The 21,969-nt window shown below is 69.5% G+C and carries 20 protein-coding genes; 17 read left to right on the forward strand and 3 right to left on the reverse strand.

All coding sequences use genetic code 11. The features are described from left to right. Positions 1 to 112: 112 nt before the first annotated feature. The 4 genes from OG627_RS20635 (at position 113) to OG627_RS20650 (ending at position 4,674) form a co-directional block, all read left to right on the forward strand. Positions 113 to 505 carry a hypothetical protein gene (locus OG627_RS20635; protein WP_329067224.1) on the forward strand — a complete coding sequence of 131 codons (393 nt, stop codon included), beginning with the start codon at positions 113 to 115 and terminating at the stop codon, positions 503 to 505. A 97-nt stretch (positions 506 to 602) separates the two neighbouring features. Beyond that, complete coding sequence (locus OG627_RS20640) at positions 603 to 2,825, forward strand: bifunctional polysaccharide deacetylase/glycosyltransferase family 2 protein (RefSeq protein ID WP_329072830.1); 2,223 nt, start codon at positions 603 to 605, stop codon at positions 2,823 to 2,825. Further along, positions 2,825 to 3,943, forward strand: a complete 1,119-nt coding sequence (locus tag OG627_RS20645) for an acyltransferase family protein (protein WP_329067226.1) — start codon at positions 2,825 to 2,827, stop codon at positions 3,941 to 3,943. The genes OG627_RS20640 and OG627_RS20645 overlap by 1 nt, the downstream gene beginning before the upstream one ends. A gap of 38 nt (positions 3,944 to 3,981) precedes the next feature. After that, positions 3,982 to 4,674, forward strand: coding sequence for a demethylmenaquinone methyltransferase (locus tag OG627_RS20650; protein WP_329067228.1), 693 nt, complete (start codon positions 3,982 to 3,984; stop codon positions 4,672 to 4,674). Between the two features lie 62 nt (positions 4,675 to 4,736). Here OG627_RS20650 and OG627_RS20655 read toward each other — a convergent pair whose 3' ends face one another. Beyond that, positions 4,737 to 5,258, reverse strand: coding sequence for a GNAT family N-acetyltransferase (locus OG627_RS20655; RefSeq protein WP_329067230.1), 522 nt, complete (start codon positions 5,256 to 5,258; stop codon positions 4,737 to 4,739). 107 nt (positions 5,259 to 5,365) lie between these two features. Here OG627_RS20655 and OG627_RS20660 point away from each other — a divergent pair, with 107 nt between their 5' ends. Continuing rightward, positions 5,366 to 6,652 (forward strand): geranylgeranyl reductase family protein, encoded by a 1,287-nt coding sequence (locus OG627_RS20660; RefSeq protein ID WP_329067232.1) that lies wholly within the window; start codon positions 5,366 to 5,368, stop codon positions 6,650 to 6,652. 32 nt (positions 6,653 to 6,684) lie between these two features. On the opposite strand, the gene OG627_RS20665 is transcribed toward OG627_RS20660, so the two are convergent. Both OG627_RS20665 and OG627_RS20670 read right to left on the reverse strand, forming a co-directional pair. Beyond that, a complete protein-coding gene (locus OG627_RS20665) occupies positions 6,685 to 7,236 on the reverse strand; it encodes a glycoside hydrolase family 25 protein (RefSeq protein ID WP_329067234.1) in 552 nt (183 codons plus the stop codon). 277 nt (positions 7,237 to 7,513) lie between these two features. Further along, complete coding sequence (locus OG627_RS20670) at positions 7,514 to 8,395, reverse strand: C40 family peptidase (RefSeq protein ID WP_329067236.1); 882 nt, start codon at positions 8,393 to 8,395, stop codon at positions 7,514 to 7,516. Positions 8,396 to 9,211: 816 nt separating this feature from the next. Between OG627_RS20670 and OG627_RS20675 the strand changes: the two genes are divergently transcribed. Genes OG627_RS20675 through nuoL form a run of 12 tightly spaced genes read left to right on the forward strand, consistent with a single transcriptional unit; the run spans position 9,212 to position 21,966 of the window. Beyond that, on the forward strand, positions 9,212 to 9,571 hold the full coding sequence (locus tag OG627_RS20675) for an NADH-quinone oxidoreductase subunit A (RefSeq protein ID WP_329067237.1): 360 nt from the start codon (positions 9,212 to 9,214) through the stop codon (positions 9,569 to 9,571). A 19-nt stretch (positions 9,572 to 9,590) separates the two neighbouring features. Continuing rightward, positions 9,591 to 10,145, forward strand: a complete 555-nt coding sequence (locus tag OG627_RS20680) for a NuoB/complex I 20 kDa subunit family protein (protein ID WP_329067240.1) — start codon at positions 9,591 to 9,593, stop codon at positions 10,143 to 10,145. After that, positions 10,142 to 10,864, forward strand: coding sequence for an NADH-quinone oxidoreductase subunit C (locus OG627_RS20685; RefSeq protein ID WP_329067241.1), 723 nt, complete (start codon positions 10,142 to 10,144; stop codon positions 10,862 to 10,864). The genes OG627_RS20680 and OG627_RS20685 overlap by 4 nt, the downstream gene beginning before the upstream one ends. Next, entirely contained in the window at positions 10,864 to 12,228 is a 1,365-nt protein-coding gene (locus tag OG627_RS20690; RefSeq protein ID WP_329067242.1) for an NADH-quinone oxidoreductase subunit D, read from the forward strand. Before OG627_RS20685 ends, OG627_RS20690 begins: the two co-directional genes overlap by 1 nt. Before the next feature lie 35 nt (positions 12,229 to 12,263). Beyond that, positions 12,264 to 13,076: an NADH-quinone oxidoreductase subunit NuoE gene (gene nuoE / locus OG627_RS20695; protein WP_329072831.1), complete on the forward strand. Its 813-nt coding sequence runs from the start codon at positions 12,264 to 12,266 to the stop codon at positions 13,074 to 13,076. Beyond that, a complete protein-coding gene (gene nuoF / locus OG627_RS20700; RefSeq protein WP_329067244.1) occupies positions 13,076 to 14,437 on the forward strand; it encodes an NADH-quinone oxidoreductase subunit NuoF in 1,362 nt (453 codons plus the stop codon). The genes nuoE and nuoF overlap by 1 nt, the downstream gene beginning before the upstream one ends. Beyond that, on the forward strand, positions 14,434 to 16,944 hold the full coding sequence (locus OG627_RS20705; protein ID WP_329067246.1) for an NADH-quinone oxidoreductase subunit G: 2,511 nt from the start codon (positions 14,434 to 14,436) through the stop codon (positions 16,942 to 16,944). Before nuoF ends, OG627_RS20705 begins: the two co-directional genes overlap by 4 nt. Beyond that, positions 16,941 to 18,341: an NADH-quinone oxidoreductase subunit NuoH gene (gene nuoH, locus OG627_RS20710; protein ID WP_329067248.1), complete on the forward strand. Its 1,401-nt coding sequence runs from the start codon at positions 16,941 to 16,943 to the stop codon at positions 18,339 to 18,341. Before OG627_RS20705 ends, nuoH begins: the two co-directional genes overlap by 4 nt. Before the next feature lie 28 nt (positions 18,342 to 18,369). Beyond that, the gene (gene nuoI / locus OG627_RS20715; protein WP_329067250.1) at positions 18,370 to 18,951 is read left to right on the forward strand and encodes an NADH-quinone oxidoreductase subunit NuoI; all 582 of its coding nucleotides are present in this window, start codon (positions 18,370 to 18,372) and stop codon (positions 18,949 to 18,951) included. Next, entirely contained in the window at positions 18,948 to 19,760 is an 813-nt protein-coding gene (locus OG627_RS20720) for an NADH-quinone oxidoreductase subunit J (protein ID WP_329067252.1), read from the forward strand. The genes nuoI and OG627_RS20720 overlap by 4 nt, the downstream gene beginning before the upstream one ends. Then, the gene (gene nuoK, locus OG627_RS20725) at positions 19,757 to 20,056 is read left to right on the forward strand and encodes an NADH-quinone oxidoreductase subunit NuoK (RefSeq protein ID WP_114622923.1); all 300 of its coding nucleotides are present in this window, start codon (positions 19,757 to 19,759) and stop codon (positions 20,054 to 20,056) included. The genes OG627_RS20720 and nuoK overlap by 4 nt, the downstream gene beginning before the upstream one ends. Before the next feature lie 14 nt (positions 20,057 to 20,070). Beyond that, positions 20,071 to 21,966, forward strand: coding sequence for an NADH-quinone oxidoreductase subunit L (gene nuoL, locus OG627_RS20730; RefSeq protein WP_329067256.1), 1,896 nt, complete (start codon positions 20,071 to 20,073; stop codon positions 21,964 to 21,966). Positions 21,967 to 21,969: the final 3 nt, after the last annotated feature.

A 21,969-nucleotide genomic window follows, 5' to 3' on the forward strand; every position in this document is an offset into this window, starting at 1 on the left:
GGAATCCGGCAATCCCTCGTCTCTCAGCGTGCTGACAGGTAGCGGGTTCTTTCATAGCAATGCGCCGCTGAATACACAGGTTTCACACATCGGCGCCCGCCAACGTGCTCGCATGCATTCTGACCCCGCCCTCGAAAAAAGGCCCGTGGCACGCGGCCGGCGCCGCAAGCGTGGCTCCGGCCCCCAGGAAGGCCCCGTATTCGTCGACGCCTCCGGGCGCCGGTCCCGGCTGCTGCGCCGCGCGGGGATCCTGTTCGGGGTCGTCTGTATCGGATACGTGGCCGTGCTCGGGCTGGCCTTCATGGGCGGTATCTCGCTGACGCCGTCGGAGATCTCGCCGTTCGGCGGGGGACCGGCCGCCGCCGGGGGCGGCGGCGGGAACGTACCGCCGGGGGAGGGGCCGCCGCCCGGCACGGGCGAGGCGCCTCCGTCCGCGCCGCCGAGCGGACAGCCCTCGGCCGCCGCCTCGGCGTCCCCGTCCGCCTCCACCGGCAGCGGCAACTGATCCGATGACGCAGCCCCCTCCCCACGAGTCCGGCCCCGCCGACTCAGGCCCCGCCAAGTCCGGTACCGCCAAGCCCCGCCACGCCACGCCCAGCCGGATGGAGCGCGTCCGCGGACAGGCGGTGCCCAGGCCGCGCGTGATCGTCGCCCTGCTGCTTCTGGTCGGGCTGGTCAGCGTGCTGCTGCTGGACGGCTATCTGCGGTCCGAGGTCGGCGGCGACCAGCGCGTACGGTCCGACGCGAGCAACAGCGACGTGCCCGAATCCATTACCGACGGCGGGCCTTTCCTCACCTTCGAGAACGGGCGGGCGCGCACCGGGTCCGTGGCCGACAAGACCATTGTGCTGACCTTCGACGACGGGCCCGATCCGACGTACACCTCGAAGGTCCTCAAGATCCTGGACGACAACGACGTACCCGGTACGTTCTTCCTGATCGGCTCCATGATCTCCCGCTATCCGGGCGTGGTGAGACAAATGGTCGCCGACGGCAACGAGGTCGGCGTCCACACCTTCACCCACGTCGATCTCTCGTATCAGAGCGCCTCGCGCGTCAAGCGGGAAATAGCCCAGACGCAGCTGGCGCTGGCGGGGGCCGCCGGGATCACGACGACGCTGTTCCGGGCCCCGTACTCCTCCACGAACGACGCGATCGACAACGAGAGCTGGCCGGTCTACAAGAGGCTCGGCGCGATGGGGTACACCAGCGTCTTCATCGACACCGACAGCGAGGACTGGCAGCTTCCGGGGGTCGGCAAGATCATCGAGTGGGCGACCCCGAAGAGCGGCAAGGGCGCGGCGGTGCTCTTCCACGACGCGGGCGGCGACCGCGACGAGACGCTGGTGGCGCTGCCCCGCTACATCAAGAAGATGAAGGCGAAGGGGTACACCTTCACGACTGTCAGCGGCGCCCAGCGCCAGAACAGGCAGCAGGACCAGCAGCAGGACCAGCAACTGGCCCAGCAGCCCGGCGCCGGACCCGGGCCGCAGGGGAACCAGGACGACCGGGCCGACCCCGAGCGGAGCGCCCACCACAAGGCCACCGGCACCACCCTCTGGGAGGGCCGGGCCCTGATCGCCGCCGTCGCCGTCGCCGAGTGGTCCGTACCCGGTCTCGCCACCGGTCTCGCGGTCGTCGGGGTCGCCGTGATGGCCCGGTTCGGGCTGATGCTCGTCCTCGCCCGCCGCCACTACCGGCAGCGCAACAGACGGCGCTTCTCGTGGGGGCCGCCGGTGTACGAACCGGTGAGCGTGATCGTCCCCGCGTACAACGAGAAGGAGTGCATCGCCAATACGCTCAACTCCCTCGCCGCGAGCACGCATCCGATCGAGATCGTCGTCGTGGACGACGGCTCCACCGACGGCACCGCCGAGATCGCTGAGTCGCTGGGGCTGCCGAACGTCCGGGTGATCCGCCAGGAGAACGCCGGGAAGTCCGCCGCGCTCAACAACGGCGTACGGCAGGCCGGATACGACATCGTCGTGATGATGGACGGCGACACCGTCTTCGAGCCCGACACCGTGCGCCGGCTCGTCCAGCCCTTCGGCGACCCGGAGGTCGGCGCGGTCGCGGGCAACGCCAAGGTCGGCAACCGCGACACGGTCATCGGCGCCTGGCAGCACATCGAGTACGTGATGGGCTTCAACCTGGACCGCCGGATGTACGACCTGCTGCGCTGCATGCCCACCATCCCCGGCGCGATCGGCGCCTTCCGCCGGGAGGCCGTCCTCGCGGTCGGCGGGATGAGCGAGGACACCCTCGCCGAGGACACCGACATCACCATCGCCCTGCACCGCGCCGGCCGGCGCGTCGTCTACGCCGAGCACGCACGGGCCTGGACCGAGGCGCCCGCGAGCATCGGGCAGCTGTGGCGCCAGCGCTACCGCTGGAGCTACGGCACGATGCAGGCGCTGTGGAAGCACCGGGGGTCGGTCCTGGACAAGGGACCCTCGGGGCGGTTCGGCCGGGTGGGGATGCCGCTGGTGGTGCTCTTCCAGGTCGTGACGCCCGTCTTCGCGCCCCTCATCGACGTGTTCACCGTCTACGCGATGATCTTCGTGGACTTCAAGGCGTCGCTGCTGGCGTGGCTCGCCGTGCTGCTGGTGCAACTGCTCTGCGCCGCCTACGCGTTCCGGCTGGACCGGGAGAAGTACCGGTATCTGCTGATGCTGCCGCTGCAACAGGTCGCCTACCGCCAGCTGATGTATCTCGTGCTGATCCACTCGTCGGTCACGGCGCTCACCGGCGGCCGGCTGCGCTGGCAGAAGCTCAAGCGCACGGGCGAGGTCGGTACGCCACGAGCCGGGACGGGGGCGGCCTGATGGCGGGCGCGCACCGCAGGGAGGCGCCCGCCGCCGCCCCCGTACCGTTGCCGCGGCCCGCACCCGCACTCGCGCCCGCACCCACGCCGTCCCCTCCGCGCGCGGGCCGGGACCGGTACTTCGACGCGCTGCGCGCCGTCGCGCTGATCCGCGTCGTCACGTACCACACCTTCGAGTGGCCCTGGCTGGGGCTGGTCTTCCCCTCCATGGGGGTGATGTTCGCCCTCGCCGGGTCGCTGATGGCGCGCTCCCTGGAGCGGCCCGCGGCCAAGGTGATCCGGGGCAGGCTGCGGCGGCTGCTGGTCCCGCTGTGGGTGTTCGGGGCCGTCCTGATCGTGGCCATGGCGAAGCACGGCTGGCTGCCGGGCGCCGACGCCCTCTACTGGGTGCTGCCCGTCGGGGACCCGCCGGGCGACGCGTGGGGCGAGCAGGCGTGGGCGGTGCTCTGGTACCTGCGGACATATCTGTGGTTCGTGCTGCTGTCGCCCGTCCTGCTGCGGCTGTTCCGCCTGGCGCCCCTTCCCGTGCTCCTGCTCTCCCTCGTCCCTGTCGTGGTCTTCGAGACGGTGTGGAGCGTGCCGGACGGGCGGCTCGGCTCCGCGCTCAGCGATCTGTCGGTCTTCCTGTTCTGCTGGCTGCTCGGCTTCGCGCACCGCGACGGCGTGCCCGACCGGCTGCGCCCGGGGGCCGTGCTCGCGGCGGCGGCGCCGCTGATGGCCGTCGGCGCGTGGTGGGCCTTCGGCCACGAGGTGGACGGGACGTACGACCTGGACGACATCCCGCTCGCGCAGGCGCTGTGGTCAGCGGGGTTCGTGCTGCTGCTGTTGCGGTTCCGGCCGGACTTCGGGTGGCTGGCGCGGCGGCCGGTGGCCGACCGGATCGTCACGGTCTTCAACGCCCGCGCGGTGACGGTCTATCTCTGGCACGAGGTGGCGCTGATGGCGAGTGTGCCGCTGATCGACCTGATGTGGGACATCCCCGCCTTCGAGCGGGATCTGCCGCTCGACAGCATGTGGTTCCAGTTCGGGATCGCCTGGGTGCTGATCGCGGTGGCCGTCGCGCTCTTCGGCTGGGTGGAGGACGTCGCCGCGAAACGGCGGCCGAGGCTGCTGCCCTGAACGCGGGCGGCGGGTCGCGCACTGCCACAATGGAGTGCGTGACCCGAGCCTCCCTGGACAAGCAGCCGCACGAAGTCGCCTCGATGTTCGACGACGTGGCGGCGAACTACGACCTGACCAACGATGTGCTCTCGCTCGGCCAGGACCGCCGGTGGCGCAAGGAGGTCGCCAAGGCGGTGAACGCGCGCCCGGCGGAGAAGGTCCTCGACCTGGCGGCGGGCACCGCGACCTCCTCGATGAGCTTCGCCGTCACCGGCGCGTACGTCGTGCCCTGCGACTTCTCGCTCGGCATGCTCCGCGAGGGCAAGAAGCGGCACTCCTGGATGCCGTTCACGGCGGGGGACGCGACGAAGCTGCCCTTCGCCGACGAGGTCTTCGACGCGGTGACGATCTCCTTCGGGCTGCGCAACGTCCAGGACACGGACCTCGCGCTGCGCGAGCTGTACCGGGTGACGAAGCCGGGCGGCCGGGTCGTGATCTGCGAGTTCTCGCATCCGAGCTGGGCGCCGCTGCGGACCGTCTACGAGGAGTACCTGATGCGCGCGCTGCCGCCGACCGCGCGCGCCGTGTCCTCCAACCCCGACGCGTACGTCTACCTCGCCGAGTCGATCCGCGCCTGGCCCGACCAGCCGGGCCTCGCGGCGCGGCTCCAGGGCGCGGGCTGGTCCAAGGTGGCCTGGCGCAACCTGACGGGCGGCATCGTGGCGCTGCACCGGGGCGTCCGCGCCTGAGCCGCCGGGGGCCGAGGGAGGGGGCGCGACCGTACGAGCGCGCCCCCTCCCTCACCCGCGTCTCACAGGTCCAGCCGGAAGCAGAGCGCCCGCTGCTCCGTCTCGTGCTGCTTCGAGGTGAACGGATAGGTCTCGGCCGGCTCCATGCCCAGCCGCCGCGCCACCGCCGCCGAGCGCTCGTTGCGCGAGTTGACCATCGCCACGATCCGCTCGACGCCCGCCGCCCGTACCCGCTCGACCGTGGTCCGCGCCGCGGCCGTGGCATAGCCCCGGCCCCAGTACGCCCGGCCCAGGCGCCAGCCGATCTCGATCTCGCCGACCGGCCCCAGGGTCTCGTGCGGCCAGGGCTGGGCGCCGGTGAAGCCGATGACCTCGCCGTGCTCGTCCAGCATCGTCCAGAAGCAGAAGCCGCGCTCCGCGTCGTGTCTGCGCTGGCGCGCGGTCAGCTCCGCGTACACCGACAGTTCGGCGGGCGCGCCGCCGTGGAATTCCATCACCTCGGGGTCGTTGAAGACCCGGTGCCAATGGAACGCGTCCTCGTCCGTCGGGACGCGGAGCTGCAACACCGGGAGCGGCTTGGTCATGTGGTCCACGAGGGCAGCCCTTCACTGGGGAGATCGGTACGCACCCATAGACTGCACATGTCGAGTGCCAGTCGGTACACCATTTCGAGTCTTCGGGAGAACCCGCTGTGACCGAGCCCCTCTCCGAGAACACCGCGGATGTGATCGTCGTCGGCGCGGGACCGGCCGGCTCGACCACCGCGTACTACCTGGCCAAGGCCGGCCTGGACGTCCTGCTGCTGGAGAAGACGGCCTTCCCGCGCGAGAAGGTCTGCGGCGACGGTCTGACACCGCGCGCCACCAAGCAGCTGGTGTCGATGGGCATCGACATCTCCGAGGAGGCCGGCTGGCTGCGCAACAAGGGCCTGCGGATCATCGGCGGCGGCGTCCGGCTCCAGCTCGACTGGCCCGATCTCGCCACGTATCCGGACTACGGGCTGGTCCGCAAGCGCGACGACTTCGACGAACAGCTGGCCCGGCAGGCGCAGAAGGCCGGCGCGCGGCTGCACGAGCGCTGCAACGTCGGCGCCCCGATCCTGGACGAGCGCACCGGCCGGATCACCGGCGTGCACGCCAAGCTCGGCGAGGAGAAGACCCCGGTCACCTTCCGCGCGCCCCTGGTCGTCGCCGCCGACGGCAACTCGACACGGCTGTCGCTCGCCATGGGGCTGCACCGGCGCGAGGACCGGCCGATGGGCGTGGCCGTGCGCACGTACTTCACCTCGCCCCGCCACGACGACGACTACCTGGAGTCCTGGCTGGAGCTGTGGGACCGGCGCGGCCCCGGCGAGGACAAGCTGCTGCCCGGCTACGGGTGGATCTTCGGCATGGGCGACGGCACGTCCAACGTCGGCCTGGGCATCCTCAACTCCTCCTCCGCGTACAAGGAGCTGGACTGGCGCGAGGTGCTCAAGGCGTGGTGCGCGTCGATGCCGGAGGAGTGGGGGTACGTCCCGGACAACATGACGATGCCGATCCGGGGCGCCGCGCTGCCGATGGCGTTCAACCGCCAGCCGCACTACACCAAGGGCCTGCTGCTGGTCGGTGACGCGGGCGGCATGGTCAACCCGTTCAACGGCGAGGGCATCGCCTACGCCATGGAGTCGGGGCAGATCGCGGCGGACGTGATCGTCCAGGCCCATGCCCGCTCCACCCCCGCCCAGCGCGAACTGGCCCTTCTGCACTATCCGAAGGTGCTCAAGGACACCTATGGCGGCTATTACACGATGGGCCGCGCCTTCGTGAAGCTGATCGGCAACCCGAAGATCATGAAGATCGCGACCGAGCGCGGGCTGACCCACCCGCTGCTGATGAAGTTCACCCTGAAGATGCTGGCGAACCTGACCGATCCGACGGGCGGCGACGCGATGGACCGCGTGATCAACGGACTGTCGAAGGTGGCTCCGAAGGCCTGAACGGCGGGAGGGGCGGCGGGCGGGCACGTCCCTCAGCCCTTCTTCGCCCAGCTGCGCAGCGCGGCCCGGTCGGCGAACGCTCCGACGTTCGTGTCGACCGGGCTGTCGGTGTACTGGTGGAACTTCCACGCGGCCTTGATCCGGGGCTTTCCGGCGGTCACGTAGTCCGCGATCCACAGCGCGTCGCCCGCGTTGCCCGTCGTGTCGCGGTGCAGCCAGTAGTACTGGCCGCAGTAGAGGCCGACGCGGTGGGTGGCGCCGCGCAGCCGCTTCACCTCGGCGATGAAGGCGTCCTTCTGGGCGTTGGAGACGCCGTCGTCCTCCCAGTCGGCGAACAGCGGGTCGTGCTCGATGCTGGCGCACTTCTCCACGAAGTACTTCGCCTGCGCCTTCATGTCGCCAGGCCGCAGGAAGTGGTAGAAGCCGACGACGAGTCCGGCGGCGCGGGCGTGCGCGGCCTGGGCGGTCATCCGGGGGTTGATGTACGACGTGCCCTCGGTGGCCTTGACGAAGACGAAGTCGAGGCCGGCCGTGCTGTAGGTGGAGCTTTGGTGGGACGAGACGTCGATGCCTTTGGTGGTCATGTGGGGGGTTCCTCCCGGGCATGAAGATCGCCCTTGGTGCGAGGTGTGATCCAAGGCGGTACTGACTCACTACTACGCGCAAGCGATCTGATCCGTTCACCGCCGTCCCGTTGGACGGCTGTTCCTCTCCTACCCACGCGGGGCCCCTCGGTGCGCGTTTGGCCGGTGTCCGCCATTCGTGCCGGGGACGTGTCGAACTCGGGTACGACTGAGGCCCGTACCCCCCGAGCAGCGGGGTACGGGCCTCAGGCCTGGTGCGGAGCGGTGGCGGTACGCGTCAGAGGACGCGGACGGCGCCGCTCGGCGGGTCGTAGTCCAGCGACGCCTGCACGACGCCCTTGCTGGGGTTCTGCGCGCCGACGAACTGGCCGTCGCCGATGTAGATCGCCGTGTGGTACGCGCTGCCCGCACCACCCCAGTAGAGGATGTCGCCGGGCTGGAGGTTGCTGAGGGAGACCTGCGTGCCGGCCGTCGACTGCGACTGCGAGACACGCGGGAGGTCCACCCCGATCTGGCTGTACGCGGCCTGGACGAGGCCCGAGCAGTCCCACGCGTTGGGGCCGGTGGAGCCCATGATGTACGCGTCGCCGACGTGCGACTGGACGAAGGAGACGACGGCGGCGGCGGAGCCGGTGGCCTGCGAGGTGACGGTCGAGGCCGTGGTCGTGGTGGAGCTGCCGGTGCTGGACCCCGAGGAGCTGGAGCCGGAGCTCTGGTTCGAGCCCGAGTCGGCGGCGGCGAGCGTGGTGCGCTGGGCGTCGCGCGAGGCGCGCTCGGCCTCGGCGGCGGCCTTGGCGCGGGCCTCGGCGGCGGCCTTCTTCTTCTTTTCGGCCTCGGCCTTGCGCTCCGCCTCGGCGTGGGCCGTCTTGGCGGCCTTCGCGGCCTTGGTGATGGCGGCGCTCTCCTGGGCCCGCAGGTCCAGGTTGTTGGCGACCCGCTGGGTGGCGTCGGCGGACTTGGCGAAGTCGCTCGCGAGCCCGGAGGTGAGGGTCGGCATCTCGATGGTCTGGGTCACCGGCTCGGCGTTGGCCGGTCCGGCGGCACCGGCTACCGCGATCGTGCTGAGTACGCCACCGGCGACTCCGGCACGGAGAACGGTGACCTTCGGCGCACTCCGGCGGGGTTTCCGGTGGCTGGGTATGTGAGCGGTGTGGGACATGAGTACACGGCTATCAGGCCGAACCCGGTTCTCGTCAAGAAACGTGGGTTGCGCCACAGTTACGTTCGGAATCTCTGAATCCGGTTACTGATGACCCTTATTGACGCCGTAACGGTCAAACCGGGCAATCGCGATCATGGCCTTGATCATGGTCTTTCCGCTAAAGGTCCGAATTGCCCGCCACCTACCACCCCTTCGAACTCATGGCCAAGCCCGCTTCTCCGGGGGGTGGGGCGGAGTGGTGCAGGTCACAGGAGGGTCACTGTTCGGGGGGCGCCGCGATCACGGCCGCCGGCGATCCCGGCTTCATCGTTCTCCCGTCACCCTCCCGTCGCTCTCCCCTTGTCGTCGCCCCGCGCTTTCGTCGCGCTCCGCCGCCCCGTGCCTCTTGCTCGTGAATGCGTGCACGTGTCCACTTCCGTCCTCGCTCTCCCCTCGCGGGAGTGAGCCCCGGCGCCTTATCACTCAAAAGCGTCTCATCGCCAATTTGTTTGTAGGTTGCATCACTTGATAGGGCGACACGCCTCCGACCAGCGGTAACGGGCTCGAATGTCACATCTGGTGATCGCGTGGCGGCTTCGCGTACGAAGATCACCGCTCATCCGACTTCATGATCCTTCGTCAGGTGGTGGAGATCACAAAGACGTTGCTGTACCCCGTGTCGCAGATCACAGACCACTCGGCATAGGATGCGGGGCAGTCGGGCTTGTGAACTGCCTCACATGTACGCGATCTTCAGTGATCCGTGCCGGGGCGGCGATGTGAACCGCCCGGTGCGATCCAACGGTCAAGGACGACTGGAAGGAGCTGAGGGGCGTGAATGCCTACGCACCCATCCTCGTGCTCGGCGCCCTGGGGGCCGGGTTTGCGATCTTCTCCGTGGTCATGGCCACGCTTATCGGCCCAAAACGCTATAACCGGGCGAAAATTGACGCGTACGAGTGTGGCATCGAGCCCACACCGACACCGGTCGGGGGCGGCCGATTCCCCATCAAGTACTACCTGACGGCGATGCTCTTCATCATTTTCGATATCGAGGTCGTCTTCCTTTACCCCTGGGCGGTCACCTTCGACTCCCTGGGGATTTTCGGGCTCGTGGAGATGCTGCTCTTCGTGCTCACCGTCTTCGTCGCCTACGCGTATGTGTGGCGGCGCGGCGGTCTGGAATGGGACTGAAGGGGCTGAGGGGGAACCAATGGGACTCGAAGAGAAGCTGCCGAGTGGTTTTCTGCTGACCACCGTCGAACAGGCATCCGGCTGGGTGCGGAAGTCGTCCATGTTCCCCGCGACCTTCGGCCTCGCCTGCTGCGCCATCGAGATGATGACGACCGGCGCCGGCCGCTACGACCTGGCGCGGTTCGGCATGGAGGTCTTCCGCGGTTCGCCGCGCCAGGCCGATCTGATGATCGTGGCCGGACGGGTGAGCCAGAAGATGGCGCCGGTGCTGCGACAGGTCTACGACCAGATGCCCAATCCCAAGTGGGTGATCTCCATGGGTGTTTGTGCCTCATCGGGCGGAATGTTCAACAATTACGCGATTGTGCAGGGTGTGGATCATGTCGTCCCGGTTGACATCTATTTGCCCGGCTGCCCGCCCCGACCGGAGATGCTGATGGACGCCATTCTCAAGCTCCACGAGAAGGTCCAGGGATCCAAGCTCGGGGTCAACGCGCGGGAAGCGGCCCGTGAGGCGGAGGAAGCCGCCCTCAACGCGCTGCCGTTGATCGAGATGAAAGGGCTCCTGCGGTGAGCGACGAGCAGCGACCCGGGGACGGCGTTCCCGTCCCGCGCGACGACACCGGCGAGGCCATCCGCGTGCAGAAGGGCATGTTCGGCGCCAAGAACGGCGCCGACACCTCGGGCTACGGCGGTCTGGTCAGGACCGTGACGTTCCCGGGCGCGACCCCCCGGCCGTACGGCGGTCCCGGCGGATCCTTCGACGAGATCGCCGACGAACTCGAAGGCGCGCTGGAGGAACAGGGCCTCCTCCCCGAGAACGCCATCGAGAAGACGGTCGTCGACCGCGGCGAACTCACCTTCCACGTCGCCCGCGAGCACCTCGTCCAGGTCGCCCGCACCCTGCGCGACGACCCGGCCCTGCGCTTCGAGCTGTGTACGGGGGTGTCCGGCGTCCACTACCTCGGTGACGAGGGCCGCGAGCTGCACGCCGTCTACCACCTGCGCTCGCTCACCCACGGCCGGCTGATCCGCGTCGAGGTCTCCGCACCGGACGCCGACCCGCATGTGCCGTCCCTGGTGTCGGTCTATCCGACCAACGACTGGCACGAGCGCGAGGCGTACGACTTCTTCGGCCTGATCTTCGACGGCCACCCCGCGCTGACGCGGATCCTCATGCCGGACGACTGGCAGGGCTTCCCGCAGCGCAAGGACTACCCGCTCGGTGGCATCGCCGTCGAGTACAAGGGCGCCCAGATCCCGGCTCCGGACCAGCGGAGGTCGTACTCCTGATGTCAGCACCCCACGCACCCCAAGGCGAGGCACCCGGCGACACGTTCCCCGAGGACGCCACTCCCCGGGAGACCACCGAGGGCACCGTGTACACGGTCACCGGCGGCGACTGGGACGAGGTCGTCCAGTCCGCCGCCAAGGCCGACGACGAACGCATCGTCGTCAACATGGGTCCCCAGCACCCCTCCACCCACGGAGTGCTGCGGCTGATCCTGGAGATCGACGGCGAGACCGTCACCGAGGCGCGCTGCGGTATCGGCTATCTGCACACCGGTATCGAGAAGAACCTCGAATTCCGCAACTGGACGCAGGGCACCACCTTCGTCACGCGCATGGACTACCTGACGTCGTTCTTCAACGAGACGGCGTACTGCCTGGGCGTCGAGAAGCTGCTCGGCATAGAGGACACCGTCCCCGACCGGGCCACCCTCATCCGCGTCCTGCTGATGGAGCTGAACCGGCTCTCCTCGCACCTCGTCTGTATCGCCACCGGCGGTATGGAGCTGGGCGCGACGACGATCATGATCTACGGCTTCCGCGATCGTGAACTGATTCTCGATGCCTACGAGCTGATCACCGGACTGCGGATGAACCACGCGTTCATCCGCCCCGGCGGACTCGCCCAGGACCTGCCCCCCGGCGCCACCGACCAGCTGCGCGAGCTGCTGAAGACCCTGCGCAAGAACCTGCCGGAGTACGACAAGCTCGCCACCGGCAACCCCATCTTCAAGGCCCGTATGCAGGACGTCGGCCATCTCGACCTGACCGGCTGCATGGCGCTCGGCGCCACCGGACCGATCCTGCGCTCCGCCGGGCTGCCGCACGACCTGCGCAGGAGCGACCCGTACTGCGGTTACGAGACCTTCGAGTTCGACGTCCCGACCGCCGACACCTGCGACGCGTACGGCCGCTTCCTCATCCGGCTCGAAGAGATGCGCCAGTCGCTGCGGATCGTCGAGCAGTGCCTCGACCGCCTGGAGCCGGGCCCGGTGATGGTCGCCGACAAGAAGATCGCCTGGCCGGCGCAGCTGGCGCTCGGGCCCGACGGGCTGGGCAACTCGCTCGACCACATCAAGAACATCATGGGCACGTCCATGGAGGCTCTGATCCATCACTTCAAGCTGGTGACGGAGGGCTTCCGGGTCCCGGCCGGTCAGGCGTACGCGGCCGTGGAGTCGCCCAAGGGCGAACTCGGCGCGCATGTCGTCTCCGACGGCGGCACCCGCCCCTACCGGGTCCACTTCCGCGATCCCTCGTTCACCAATCTCCAGTCCATGGCGGCGATGTGCGAGGGCGGCCAGGTCGCCGACGTCATCGTGGCCGTGGCGTCCATCGACCCCGTGATGGGAGGCGTCGACCGGTGACAGCCACACCGCCCAACTCCGAGGTCAGCCTGGGCATGCCCCAGCTGCCCGCCCCGGACTACCCGGCCGATGTGCGCGCCCGGCTGGAGACCGACGCGAAGGAGATCATCGCCCGGTACCCGGACAGCCGGTCCGCGCTGCTTCCGCTGCTGCACCTGACGCAGTCCGAGGAGGGCTTCGTCTCCCGTACGGGGATGGCCTTCTGCGCCGGGCTGCTCGGTCTGACGACCGCCGAGGTCACCGCCGTCGCGACGTTCTACTCCATGTACCGGCGCCGGCCCGGCGGCGACTACCAGGTCGGCGTCTGCACCAACACGCTCTGCGCGGTGATGGGCGGCGACGCCATCTTCGACGCGCTCAAGGAGCACCTCGGCGTCGGCAACGACGAGACGACCGAGGACGGCAGCATCACGCTCGAACACATCGAGTGCAACGCGGCCTGCGACTTCGCCCCGGTGGTGATGGTCAACTGGGAGTTCTTCGACAACCAGACGCCGCAGAGCGCCAAGCGGCTCGTCGACGACCTGCGCGACGGCCACACCGTCGAGCCCACCCGCGGCGCCCCGCTGTGCACGTACAAGAAGACCGCGCGGATACTGGCCGGCTTCCCCGACGAGCGTCCCGGCGCCGTCGCGGCCACCGGAGGCGCCGGGCACGCGTCGCTGATCGGGCTGCGCCTCGCCAAGGGCGAGGCCCCGCAGCGCGTCGTCCGCCCCCGCGACGGCGACCACCCGCAGGACGAACCGCAGCCCGGTTCGCAGCACCTCAGCTCGTCCGACGCGCCGCAGCAGACCTCGGCCTCCGACCCGGATCACCCGGCCGGACCCGCCGCCGAGGAGGGGGAGTGATGACCATGGCGACTCAGCTCGGCGAGAACGGAACCAGCCCGGAGAAGCTCCTCGCCCCGGTCCTGTCGGCCTTCTGGGACCAGCCGGAGTCCTGGACCCTGGCCACCTACGAGCGGCACGACGGCTACCAGGGCCTGCGCAAAGCCCTCGCCATGGCGCCCGACGACCTCATCGCGTACGTCAAGGACGCGGGCCTGCGTGGCAGGGGCGGCGCCGGCTTCCCCACCGGCATGAAGTGGCAGTTCATCCCGCAGGGCGACGGCAAGCCGCACTATCTCGTCGTCAACGCGGACGAGTCGGAACCGGGAACCTGCAAGGACATCCCCCTTCTCTTCGCCAATCCGCACGCGCTCATCGAGGGCATCGTGATCGCCTGTTACGCGATCCGCTCGCAGCAGGCGTTCATCTATCTGCGCGGCGAGGTCGTCCCCGTCCTGCGCAGGCTGCACGAAGCGGTGCGCGAGGCGTACGCGGCGGGCTATCTCGGCAAGAACATCCTCGGCAGCGGACTCGACCTCGACGTCGTCGTGCACGCGGGCGCCGGCGCGTACATCTGCGGCGAGGAGACCGCGCTGCTGGACTCCCTGGAGGGCCGTCGCGGACAGCCCAGGCTGCGTCCTCCCTTCCCGGCGGTGGCGGGCCTCTACGCCTGCCCCACTGTGGTGAACAACGTGGAGTCCATCGCGTCCGTTCCCGCGATCCTCAACCGGGGCAAGGACTGGTTCAAGTCGATGGGCAGCGAGAAGTCCCCGGGCTTCACGCTCTACTCGCTCAGCGGCCATGTCACCAGCCCCGGCCAGTACGAGGCCCCGCTCGGCATCACCCTGCGCCAGCTCCTCGACATGAGCGGCGGCATCCGGGCGGGCCACCGCCTCAAGTTCTGGACCCCGGGCGGCTCCTCCACCCCGATGTTCACCGAGGAGCACCTCGACGTCCCGCTGGACTACGAGGGCGTGGGCGCCGCCGGTTCCATGCTCGGCACCAAGGCGCTCCAGTGCTTCGACGAGACGACCTGCGTCGTACGGGCCGTCACCCGCTGGACCGAGTTCTACGCCCACGAGTCGTGCGGCAAGTGCACGCCGTGCCGCGAAGGCACCTACTGGCTGGTCCAGTTGCTGCGCGACATCGAGGCCGGCAAGGGCCGGATGTCGGACATCGACAAGCTGAACGACATCGCCGACACCATCAACGGCAAGTCGTTCTGCGCGCTCGGGGACGGCGCCGCCTCCCCGATCTTCTCCTCGCTCAAGTACTTCCGCGCGGAGTACGAGCAGCACGTCACCGGCAAGGGCTGCCCCCTAGACCCCGCCAAGTCCACCGCGTGGGCTGACCAGAACCCGCACCTGGAGGTGAACGCATGACAGTCACCGCATCCGCCCCCGCAGGCGGCGGCGAGGCGGCGGTCCCGCCCCAGGACCTCGTCTCGCTGACCATCGACGGCGTGGAGATCTCCGTCCCCAAGGGGACGCTGGTGATCCGTGCGGCCGAGCTGCTCGGCATCGAGATCCCGCGCTTCTGCGACCATCCGCTGCTCGACCCGGCCGGTGCCTGCCGCCAGTGCATCGTCGAGGTCGAGGGCCAGCGCAAGCCGATGGCCTCCTGCACGATCACCTGCACCGACGGCATGGTCGTCAAGTCGCAGCTGACCTCGCCGGTCGCGGAGAAGGCCCAGCGCGGGGTGATGGAGCTGCTGCTCATCAACCACCCGCTGGACTGCCCGGTCTGCGACAAGGGCGGCGAGTGCCCCCTCCAGAACCAGGCGATGCAGGTCGGTTCCGCCGACTCCCGCTTCGAGGGCAAGAAGCGCACGTTCCAGAAGCCGGTGCCGATCTCCACGCAGGTGCTGCTGGACCGCGAGCGCTGCGTGCTGTGCGCGCGCTGCACCCGCTTCTCCAACCAGGTCGCGGGCGACCCGATGATCGAGCTGATCGAGCGCGGCGCGCTCCAGCAGGTCGGCACCGGCGAGGGCGACCCGTTCCAGTCGTACTTCTCCGGGAACACCATCCAGATCTGTCCGGTCGGCGCGCTCACGTCGGCGGCCTACCGCTTCCGCTCCCGCCCCTTCGACCTCGTGTCCTCGCCGAGCGTCTGCGAGCACTGCGCGGGCGGCTGCGCGACCCGCACGGACCACCGGCGCGGCAAGGTCATGCGGCGGATGGCGGCCGACGACCCCGAGGTCAACGAGGAGTGGATCTGCGACAAGGGGAGGTTCGGCTTCCGCTACGCGCAGAAGCCCGACCGGCTGACCACCCCGCTGGTGCGGAACGCGGACGGCGTCCTCGAACCGGCGAGCTGGCCCGAGGCGCTGGAGGCCGCCGCGCGCGGGCTGGGCGCCGCGCGCGGCCGGGCCGGTGTGCTGACCGGCGGCCGGCTCACCGTCGAGGACTCCTACGCGTACGCCAAGTTCGCGCGGATCGCCCTCGACACCAACGACATCGACTTCCGCGCGCGCGTGCACAGCAGCGAGGAAGCCGACTTCCTGGCCGCCCATGTCGCGGGCCGGGGACGCGATCTGGACGGTACGGGGATCACGTACACCACGCTGGAGAAGGCTCCGGCGGTCCTGCTCGCGGGCTTCGAGTCCGAGGAGGAGGCGCCCGGCGTCTTCCTGCGGATGCGCAAGGCGCACCGCAAGCGCGGCCAGCGCAGCTTCTCCCTCGCGCCGTTCGCCACCCGGGGCCTGGAGAAGGCGGGCGGCACGCTGCTGCCCGCCGCGCCCGGTACCGAGACCGAGTGGCTGGACGCCCTGGCGTCCGGTACCGGTCTCGACCAGGACGGCGAGCGGGCCGCCGGGGCGCTGCGCGAGCCCGGCGCCGTGATCGTCGTCGGCGAGCGGCTGGCGGCCGTGCCCGGTGGGCTGACCGCCGCCGCGCGCGCGGCCACCGCGACCGGCGCCCGGCTGGTGTGGATCCCGCGCAGGGCGGGCGAGCGCGGCGCGCTGGAGGCGGGCGCGCTCCCGTCGCTGCTGCCCGGCGGCCGTCCCGCGACCGACCCGAGGGCCCGCGAGGAGACGGCGGCCGTCTGGGGCGTACGCGAACTGCCGCACCGGTACGGGCGCGACACCGGCCAGATCGTGGAGGCCGCCGCCACCGGCGAGCTGGCCGCCCTGCTCGTCGCGGGCGTCGAGATCACGGACCTGCCCGACCCGGCGGGCGCGCGGGCCGCGCTGGACGCGGTCGGCTTCCTCGTCTCGCTGGAGCTGCGGCCGAGCGAGGTCACCGAACGGGCCGACGTGGTCCTCCCGGTGGCGGCCGTCGCTGAGAAGCCCGGCACCTTCCTCAACTGGGAGGGCAGGGCGCGGCTGTTCGAGGCCTCGCTGAAGCCGGAGCAGATGACACGCCGCCTCGCCCCGAGCGACGCGCGCGTCCTGCACATGCTGGCGGACGCGCTGGACACGCATCTGGGACTGCCGGACCTGCGCGCCGTACGCGGTGAACTGGACCGGCTCGGCGGCTGGGACGGGCCACGCGCCACCGAGCCGCCGGCCTCGGCCCGGCCGGTCCCGCGCGCCGCCACCGGCGAGGCGGTCCTCGCCGGCCACCGGCTCCTGCTCGACCTGGGACGGCTCCAGGAGGGCGACGACGCCCTGGCGGGTACCCGCCACGCGGCGGTCGCCCGGCTCTCCGCCGCGACGGCCGAGGAGACCGGCGTCAAGGACGGCGACGAACTCGCGGTCAGCGGCCCGGCGGGCGCGGTCACGTTCCCGCTGCGGGTGACGGCGATGCCCGACCGGGTGGTCTGGCTGCCGCTGAACTCCACGGGGTCCGGCGTCCTCGCGGACACCGGGGCCACCCCCGGCGCCCTGGTCCGTATCGCCCCAGCAGGCTCGGCCGCCCCGGCCGACGCGACACCGGAGGTGCGCGCATGACCGCCCTCGCCCAACTCGCGGCGGCGCCACCGGCCGTGCTGGCCGCCGAGGACCTGTCGATGTTCGGCCGGGACCCGTGGTGGCTCGTGGTCGTCAAGGCCGTGTTCTGCTTCGCGTTCCTGCTGGTGACCGTGCTCTTCTCCATCGTGTGGGAGCGCAAGGTCGTCGCCTGGATGCAGCTGCGCATCGGCCCCAACCGGCACGGCCCCTGGGGCATGCTCCAGTCGCTCGCCGACGGCGCCAAGCTGATGTTCAAGGAAGACGTCATCGTGAAGCGCGCGGACAAGGTGGTCTACGTCCTCGCGCCGATCATCGCCGCGATCCCCGCGTTCATGGCGATCGCCGTGATCCCGTTCGGCCCGGCGGGCAACGAGGTCTCGATCTTCGGCCAGCGCACCACGATGCAACTCACCGACCTGCCGATCGCGATGCTCTACATCCTCGCGGTGGCCTCGGTCGGCATCTACGGCATCGTCCTCGCGGGCTGGTCCTCGGGGTCGACGTATCCGCTGCTCGGCGGATTGCGCTCGTGCGCGCAGATGATCTCGTACGAGATCGCGATGGGCGCCGCGTTCGCCTCGGTCTTCCTCTACTCCGGGTCGATGTCGACCTCGGCGATCGTCGAGGCGCAGGCGGACCGCTGGTACGTCCTGCTGCTGCCGGTCTCCTTCATCATCTACATCATCACGATGGTCGGGGAGACCAACCGCAACCCGTTCGACATGCCGGAGTCCGAGGGCGACCTCGTCGGCGGCTTCAACACCGAGTACTCGTCGATCAAGTTCGCGATGTTCATGCTCGCCGAGTACATCAACATGGTGACCGTCTCGGCCGTCGCTATCACGCTCTTCCTGGGCGGCTGGCGCGCCCCGTGGCCGATCTCCACCTTCTGGGAGGGCGCGAACCACGGCTGGTGGCCGATGCTCTGGTTCGTCCTCAAGGTCCAGCTGCTGCTGTTCTTCTTCATCTGGCTGCGCGGCACGCTGCCGCGGGTGCGCTACGACCAGCTGATGAAGCTCGGCTGGAAGGTCCTGATCCCGGTCTCGCTGGTCTGGCTGATGCTCGTCGCGACCGTACGGGTCCTGCGCAACGAGAACTACGGCTTCCAGCAGATCCTGCTGTACGTCGCCGGGGCGATCATCACGCTCCTGCTGCTCTCCTTCGTCGCGGACATCTTCCGCGACCGGAAGGAGAAGGCCGCCGCGGAGAACGAACCGGAGCCACCCGCCTTCGACCCGATGGCCGGCGGTTTCCCCGTACCTCCGCTGCCGGGACAGACGCTGCCGCCCGTCCCGCGACGGCAGCCCCGACGTGAGCGGGAGCTGGTTGTCAGTGGTGGGGTCAATACTGTGAGTGACGGAACCGAGAGTGACGGAAAGGAGGCTGACAGTGTCTGACTCTTCGCATGAGTCCCATGAGGGAGACGTGCCGCGTCCCCCTCGTAATCCGGTGGCCGGCTTCGGGCTGACCTTCAAGGCCATGTTCAAGAAGCGGCTGACCGAGCAGTATCCGGAGGAGCGGAAGGTGACGGCGCCGCGCTTCCACGGCCGCCACCAGCTGAACCGCCATCCGGACGGCCTGGAGAAGTGCATCGGCTGCGAGCTGTGCGCCTGGGCCTGCCCGGCGGACGCGATCTACGTGGAGGGCGCGGACAACCAGGAGGAGGAGCGCTACTCGCCTGGCGAGCGCTACGGCCGCGTCTACCAGATCAATTACGCGCGCTGCATCTTCTGCGGGCTGTGCATCGAGGCGTGCCCCACCCGGGCGCTCACGATGACCAATGACTTCGAGCTGGCCGACAGCAGCCGCGAGAGCCTCATCTACACGAAGGAGCAGCTCCTCGCGGGACTCGACGAGGGCATGGTCGAGTCGCCGCACTCGATCTTCCCGGGGACGGACGAGCAGGACTACTACCGGGGCCTGGTCACCGAGGCCGCGCCGGGGACGGTTCCGCAGGTCGCCGTCAGCAAGGGCGAGAAGCCGCACGACGAGGGGGCCGAGGCATGAACACCCTCGCCGCTTCGGCCACTTCGACCGGTGAGGCCGTCCAGTTCTGGATCCTCGGCACGGTCGCCGTGGTCGGCGCGCTCTGCACGATCCTGATGAAGAAGGCCGTGCACAGCGCGCTCTGTCTGGCCGCGACGATGATCGTCCTCGCGGTGTTCTACCTGGCCAACGGGGCGTACTTCCTGGGCGTCGTCCAGGTCGTCGTCTACACCGGCGCGATCATGATGCTGTTCCTGTTCGTGGTCATGCTGGTCGGTGTCTCGGCGGCGGACTCCCTCAAGGAGACGCTCAAGGGCCAGCGCTGGTGGGCCGCCGCCTGCGGGCTCGGCTTCGGCGTCCTGCTCATCGCCGGTATCGGCAACGCCTCGCTGAACTCGTTCACGGGTCTCGCCCAGGCCAACGCCGGTGGCAATGTGCAGGGCCTGGCCGCGCTGATCTTCACGAAGTACGTCTTCGCCTTCGAGATCACCGGCGCGCTGCTGATCACCGCGGCCGTCGGGGCGATGCTGCTCACCCACCGTGAGCGCACCGAACGCGCGCTGACCCAGCGCGAGATGGCCGAGGCCCGGGTCCGCGCGGGCGTCCAGCTTCCGCCGCTGCCCGCCCCCGGCGTCTACGCCCGGCACAACGCGGTGGACATCCCCGGCCTGCTGCCGGACGGCACCACGTCCGATCTGACGGTCAACAGGACGCTGAAGGGCCGGGGCCAGATCCGCGACGTGTCCGCCGAGGCCATCGCCGACATCAAGGCGCTGGAGCAGCGTTCGGCGGACCGGCTCGGCCGGGACGAGGAGGAGGCGAAGCGATGAATCCGGTCAACTACCTCTATCTCGCGTCCCTGCTGTTCACCATCGGCGCGGCCGGTGTGCTGATCAGGCGCAACGCGATCGTGGTGTTCATGTGCATCGAGCTGATGCTCAACGCCTGCAATCTCGCGTTCGTGACCTTCGCCCGGATGCACGGCAATCTCGACGGCCAGATCATCGCCTTCTTCACGATGGTCGTCGCCGCCGCGGAGGTCGTGGTCGGGCTCGCGATCATCGTGTCGCTGTTCCGTTCCCGCCACTCGGCCTCGGTCGACGACGCCAGCCTGATGAAGCTCTGAGGGGTCGCTGAATCGTGGAGAACTTGATTGCGCTGCTCGTCGCGGCGCCTCTGATCGGAGCGGCGGTCCTGCTGTGCGGTGGCCGCCGGCTCGACCGCGCGGGCCACTGGCTCGGCACACTGCTGGCCGCCGCGTCCTTCGTGATCGGCGTCGTGCTCTTCAGCGACATGCTCGGCAGGAGCGGCGACGAACGCTCGCTGCACCAGCACCTGTTCAGCTGGGTCCCGGTCGAGGGGTTCCAGGCGGACATCGCCTTCCAGCTCGACCAGCTGTCGATGACCTTCGTCCTGCTGATCACCGGTGTGGGCACGCTGATCCACATCTACTCCATCGGGTACATGGAGCACGACGAGCGGCGCCGCCGCTTCTTCGGCTATCTCAACCTGTTCCTGGCGGCGATGCTGATCCTGGTCCTCGCCGACAACTACCTGCTGCTGTACCTGGGCTGGGAGGGCGTCGGGCTCGCCTCGTACCTGCTCATCGGGTTCTGGCAGCACAAGCCCAGCGCGGCCACGGCCGCGAAGAAGGCGTTCCTCGTCAACCGTGTCGGTGACATGGGTCTGTCGATCGCCATCATGCTGATGTTCACCACCTTCGGGACGTTCGCCTTCGGCCCGGTGTTCGCCGCCACGGGGGACGCCACGGAGGGCAAGCTGACGGCGATCGGCCTGATGCTGCTGCTGGCCGCCTGCGGCAAGTCCGCCCAGGTGCCGCTCCAGTCCTGGCTCGGTGACGCGATGGAGGGCCCGACCCCGGTCTCGGCCCTGATCCACGCGGCGACGATGGTGACGGCCGGCGTCTATCTGATCACCCGGTCCGGAGTGATCTTCAACGCGGCCCCCGACGCCCAGTTGGTGGTCGTGGTGGTCGGCGCGGTGACGCTGATCTTCGGTGCGATCGTCGGTTGCGCGAAGGACGACATCAAGAAGGCCCTCGCGGGCTCGACGATGTCGCAGATCGGCTACATGATCCTCGCGGCGGGCCTCGGCCCGATCGGCTACGTCTTCGCGATCATGCATCTGGTGACGCACGGCTTCTTCAAGGCCGGGCTCTTCCTCGGCGCCGGTTCGGTCATGCACGGCATGAACGACGAGGTGGACATGCGCAAGTACGGCGGCCTGCGGAAGTACATGCCGGTCACCTTCATCACCTTCGGTCTCGGCTATCTGGCGATCATCGGCTTCCCGGGACTGTCCGGCTTCTTCTCCAAGGACAAGATCATCGAGGCGGCCTTCGCCAAGGGCGGCACGGAGGGCTGGATCCTCGGCGCCGTCACCCTGATCGGCGCGGGGATCACCGCCTTCTACATGACGCGCGTGATGCTGATGACCTTCTTCGGCGAGAAGCGCTGGCAGCCCGACGCGCAGGGGAAGCAGCCGAAGCCGCACGAGTCCCCGAGGTCCATGACCATCCCCATGATCATCCTGGCCTTCGGCTCGGTGTTCGCCGGCGGGTTCTTCTCCATCGGCGACCGCTTCCTGCACTGGCTGGAGCCCGTCACGGGACACGACCACGGGGACGCGCCGATCAGCGCGGGTGTCGTCACCGGCGCCACCATGGTCGTCCTGGTGATCGGGGTCGCCGTCGCCTGGCTGATGTACGGACGCGCGTCCGTACCGGTCGCCCCGCCGCGCGGCTCGCTGCTCACCCGCGCCGCCCGCCGCGATCTCCTCCAGGACGACTTCAACCATGTGGTCCTGGTGCGCGGCGGCGAGCACCTCACCCGCTCGCTCGTCTACATGGACCACACCCTGGTCGACGGAGTGGTCAACGGCACCGCGGCCTCGTTCGGCGGGCTCTCCGGCCGGCTGCGCAAGCTGCAGAACGGCTACGCCCGCACCTATGCGGTCTCGATGTTCGGAGGTACGGCAGTGCTCATCGCCGCGACCCTGCTGATGAGGGCGGTGTAACCG

It is taken from the genome of Streptomyces sp. NBC_01429 (genome assembly GCF_036231945.1).
GTDB lineage: Bacteria > Actinomycetota > Actinomycetes > Streptomycetales > Streptomycetaceae > Streptomyces.

Excerpts from the sequence above, each read along its gene's own strand:
- OG627_RS20635 (WP_329067224.1), top strand. The coding sequence starts at position 113 with ATGCATTCTGACCCCGCCCTCGAAAAAAGGCCCGTGGCACGCGGCCGG.
- OG627_RS20640 (WP_329072830.1), top strand. The coding sequence starts at position 603 with ATGGAGCGCGTCCGCGGACAGGCGGTGCCCAGGCCGCGCGTGATCGTC.
- OG627_RS20645 (WP_329067226.1), top strand. The coding sequence starts at position 2,825 with ATGGCGGGCGCGCACCGCAGGGAGGCGCCCGCCGCCGCCCCCGTACCG.
- OG627_RS20655 (WP_329067230.1), bottom strand. The coding sequence starts at position 5,258 with ATGACCAAGCCGCTCCCGGTGTTGCAGCTCCGCGTCCCGACGGACGAG.
- OG627_RS20665 (WP_329067234.1), bottom strand. The coding sequence starts at position 7,236 with ATGACCACCAAAGGCATCGACGTCTCGTCCCACCAAAGCTCCACCTAC.
- OG627_RS20670 (WP_329067236.1), bottom strand. The coding sequence starts at position 8,395 with ATGTCCCACACCGCTCACATACCCAGCCACCGGAAACCCCGCCGGAGT.
- OG627_RS20680 (WP_329067240.1), top strand. The coding sequence starts at position 9,591 with ATGGGACTCGAAGAGAAGCTGCCGAGTGGTTTTCTGCTGACCACCGTC.
- OG627_RS20690 (WP_329067242.1), top strand. The coding sequence starts at position 10,864 with ATGTCAGCACCCCACGCACCCCAAGGCGAGGCACCCGGCGACACGTTC.
- nuoE (WP_329072831.1), top strand. The coding sequence starts at position 12,264 with ATGCCCCAGCTGCCCGCCCCGGACTACCCGGCCGATGTGCGCGCCCGG.
- nuoF (WP_329067244.1), top strand. The coding sequence starts at position 13,076 with ATGACCATGGCGACTCAGCTCGGCGAGAACGGAACCAGCCCGGAGAAG.
- OG627_RS20705 (WP_329067246.1), top strand. The coding sequence starts at position 14,434 with ATGACAGTCACCGCATCCGCCCCCGCAGGCGGCGGCGAGGCGGCGGTC.
- nuoH (WP_329067248.1), top strand. The coding sequence starts at position 16,941 with ATGACCGCCCTCGCCCAACTCGCGGCGGCGCCACCGGCCGTGCTGGCC.
- OG627_RS20720 (WP_329067252.1), top strand. The coding sequence starts at position 18,948 with ATGAACACCCTCGCCGCTTCGGCCACTTCGACCGGTGAGGCCGTCCAG.
- nuoK (WP_114622923.1), top strand. The coding sequence starts at position 19,757 with ATGAATCCGGTCAACTACCTCTATCTCGCGTCCCTGCTGTTCACCATC.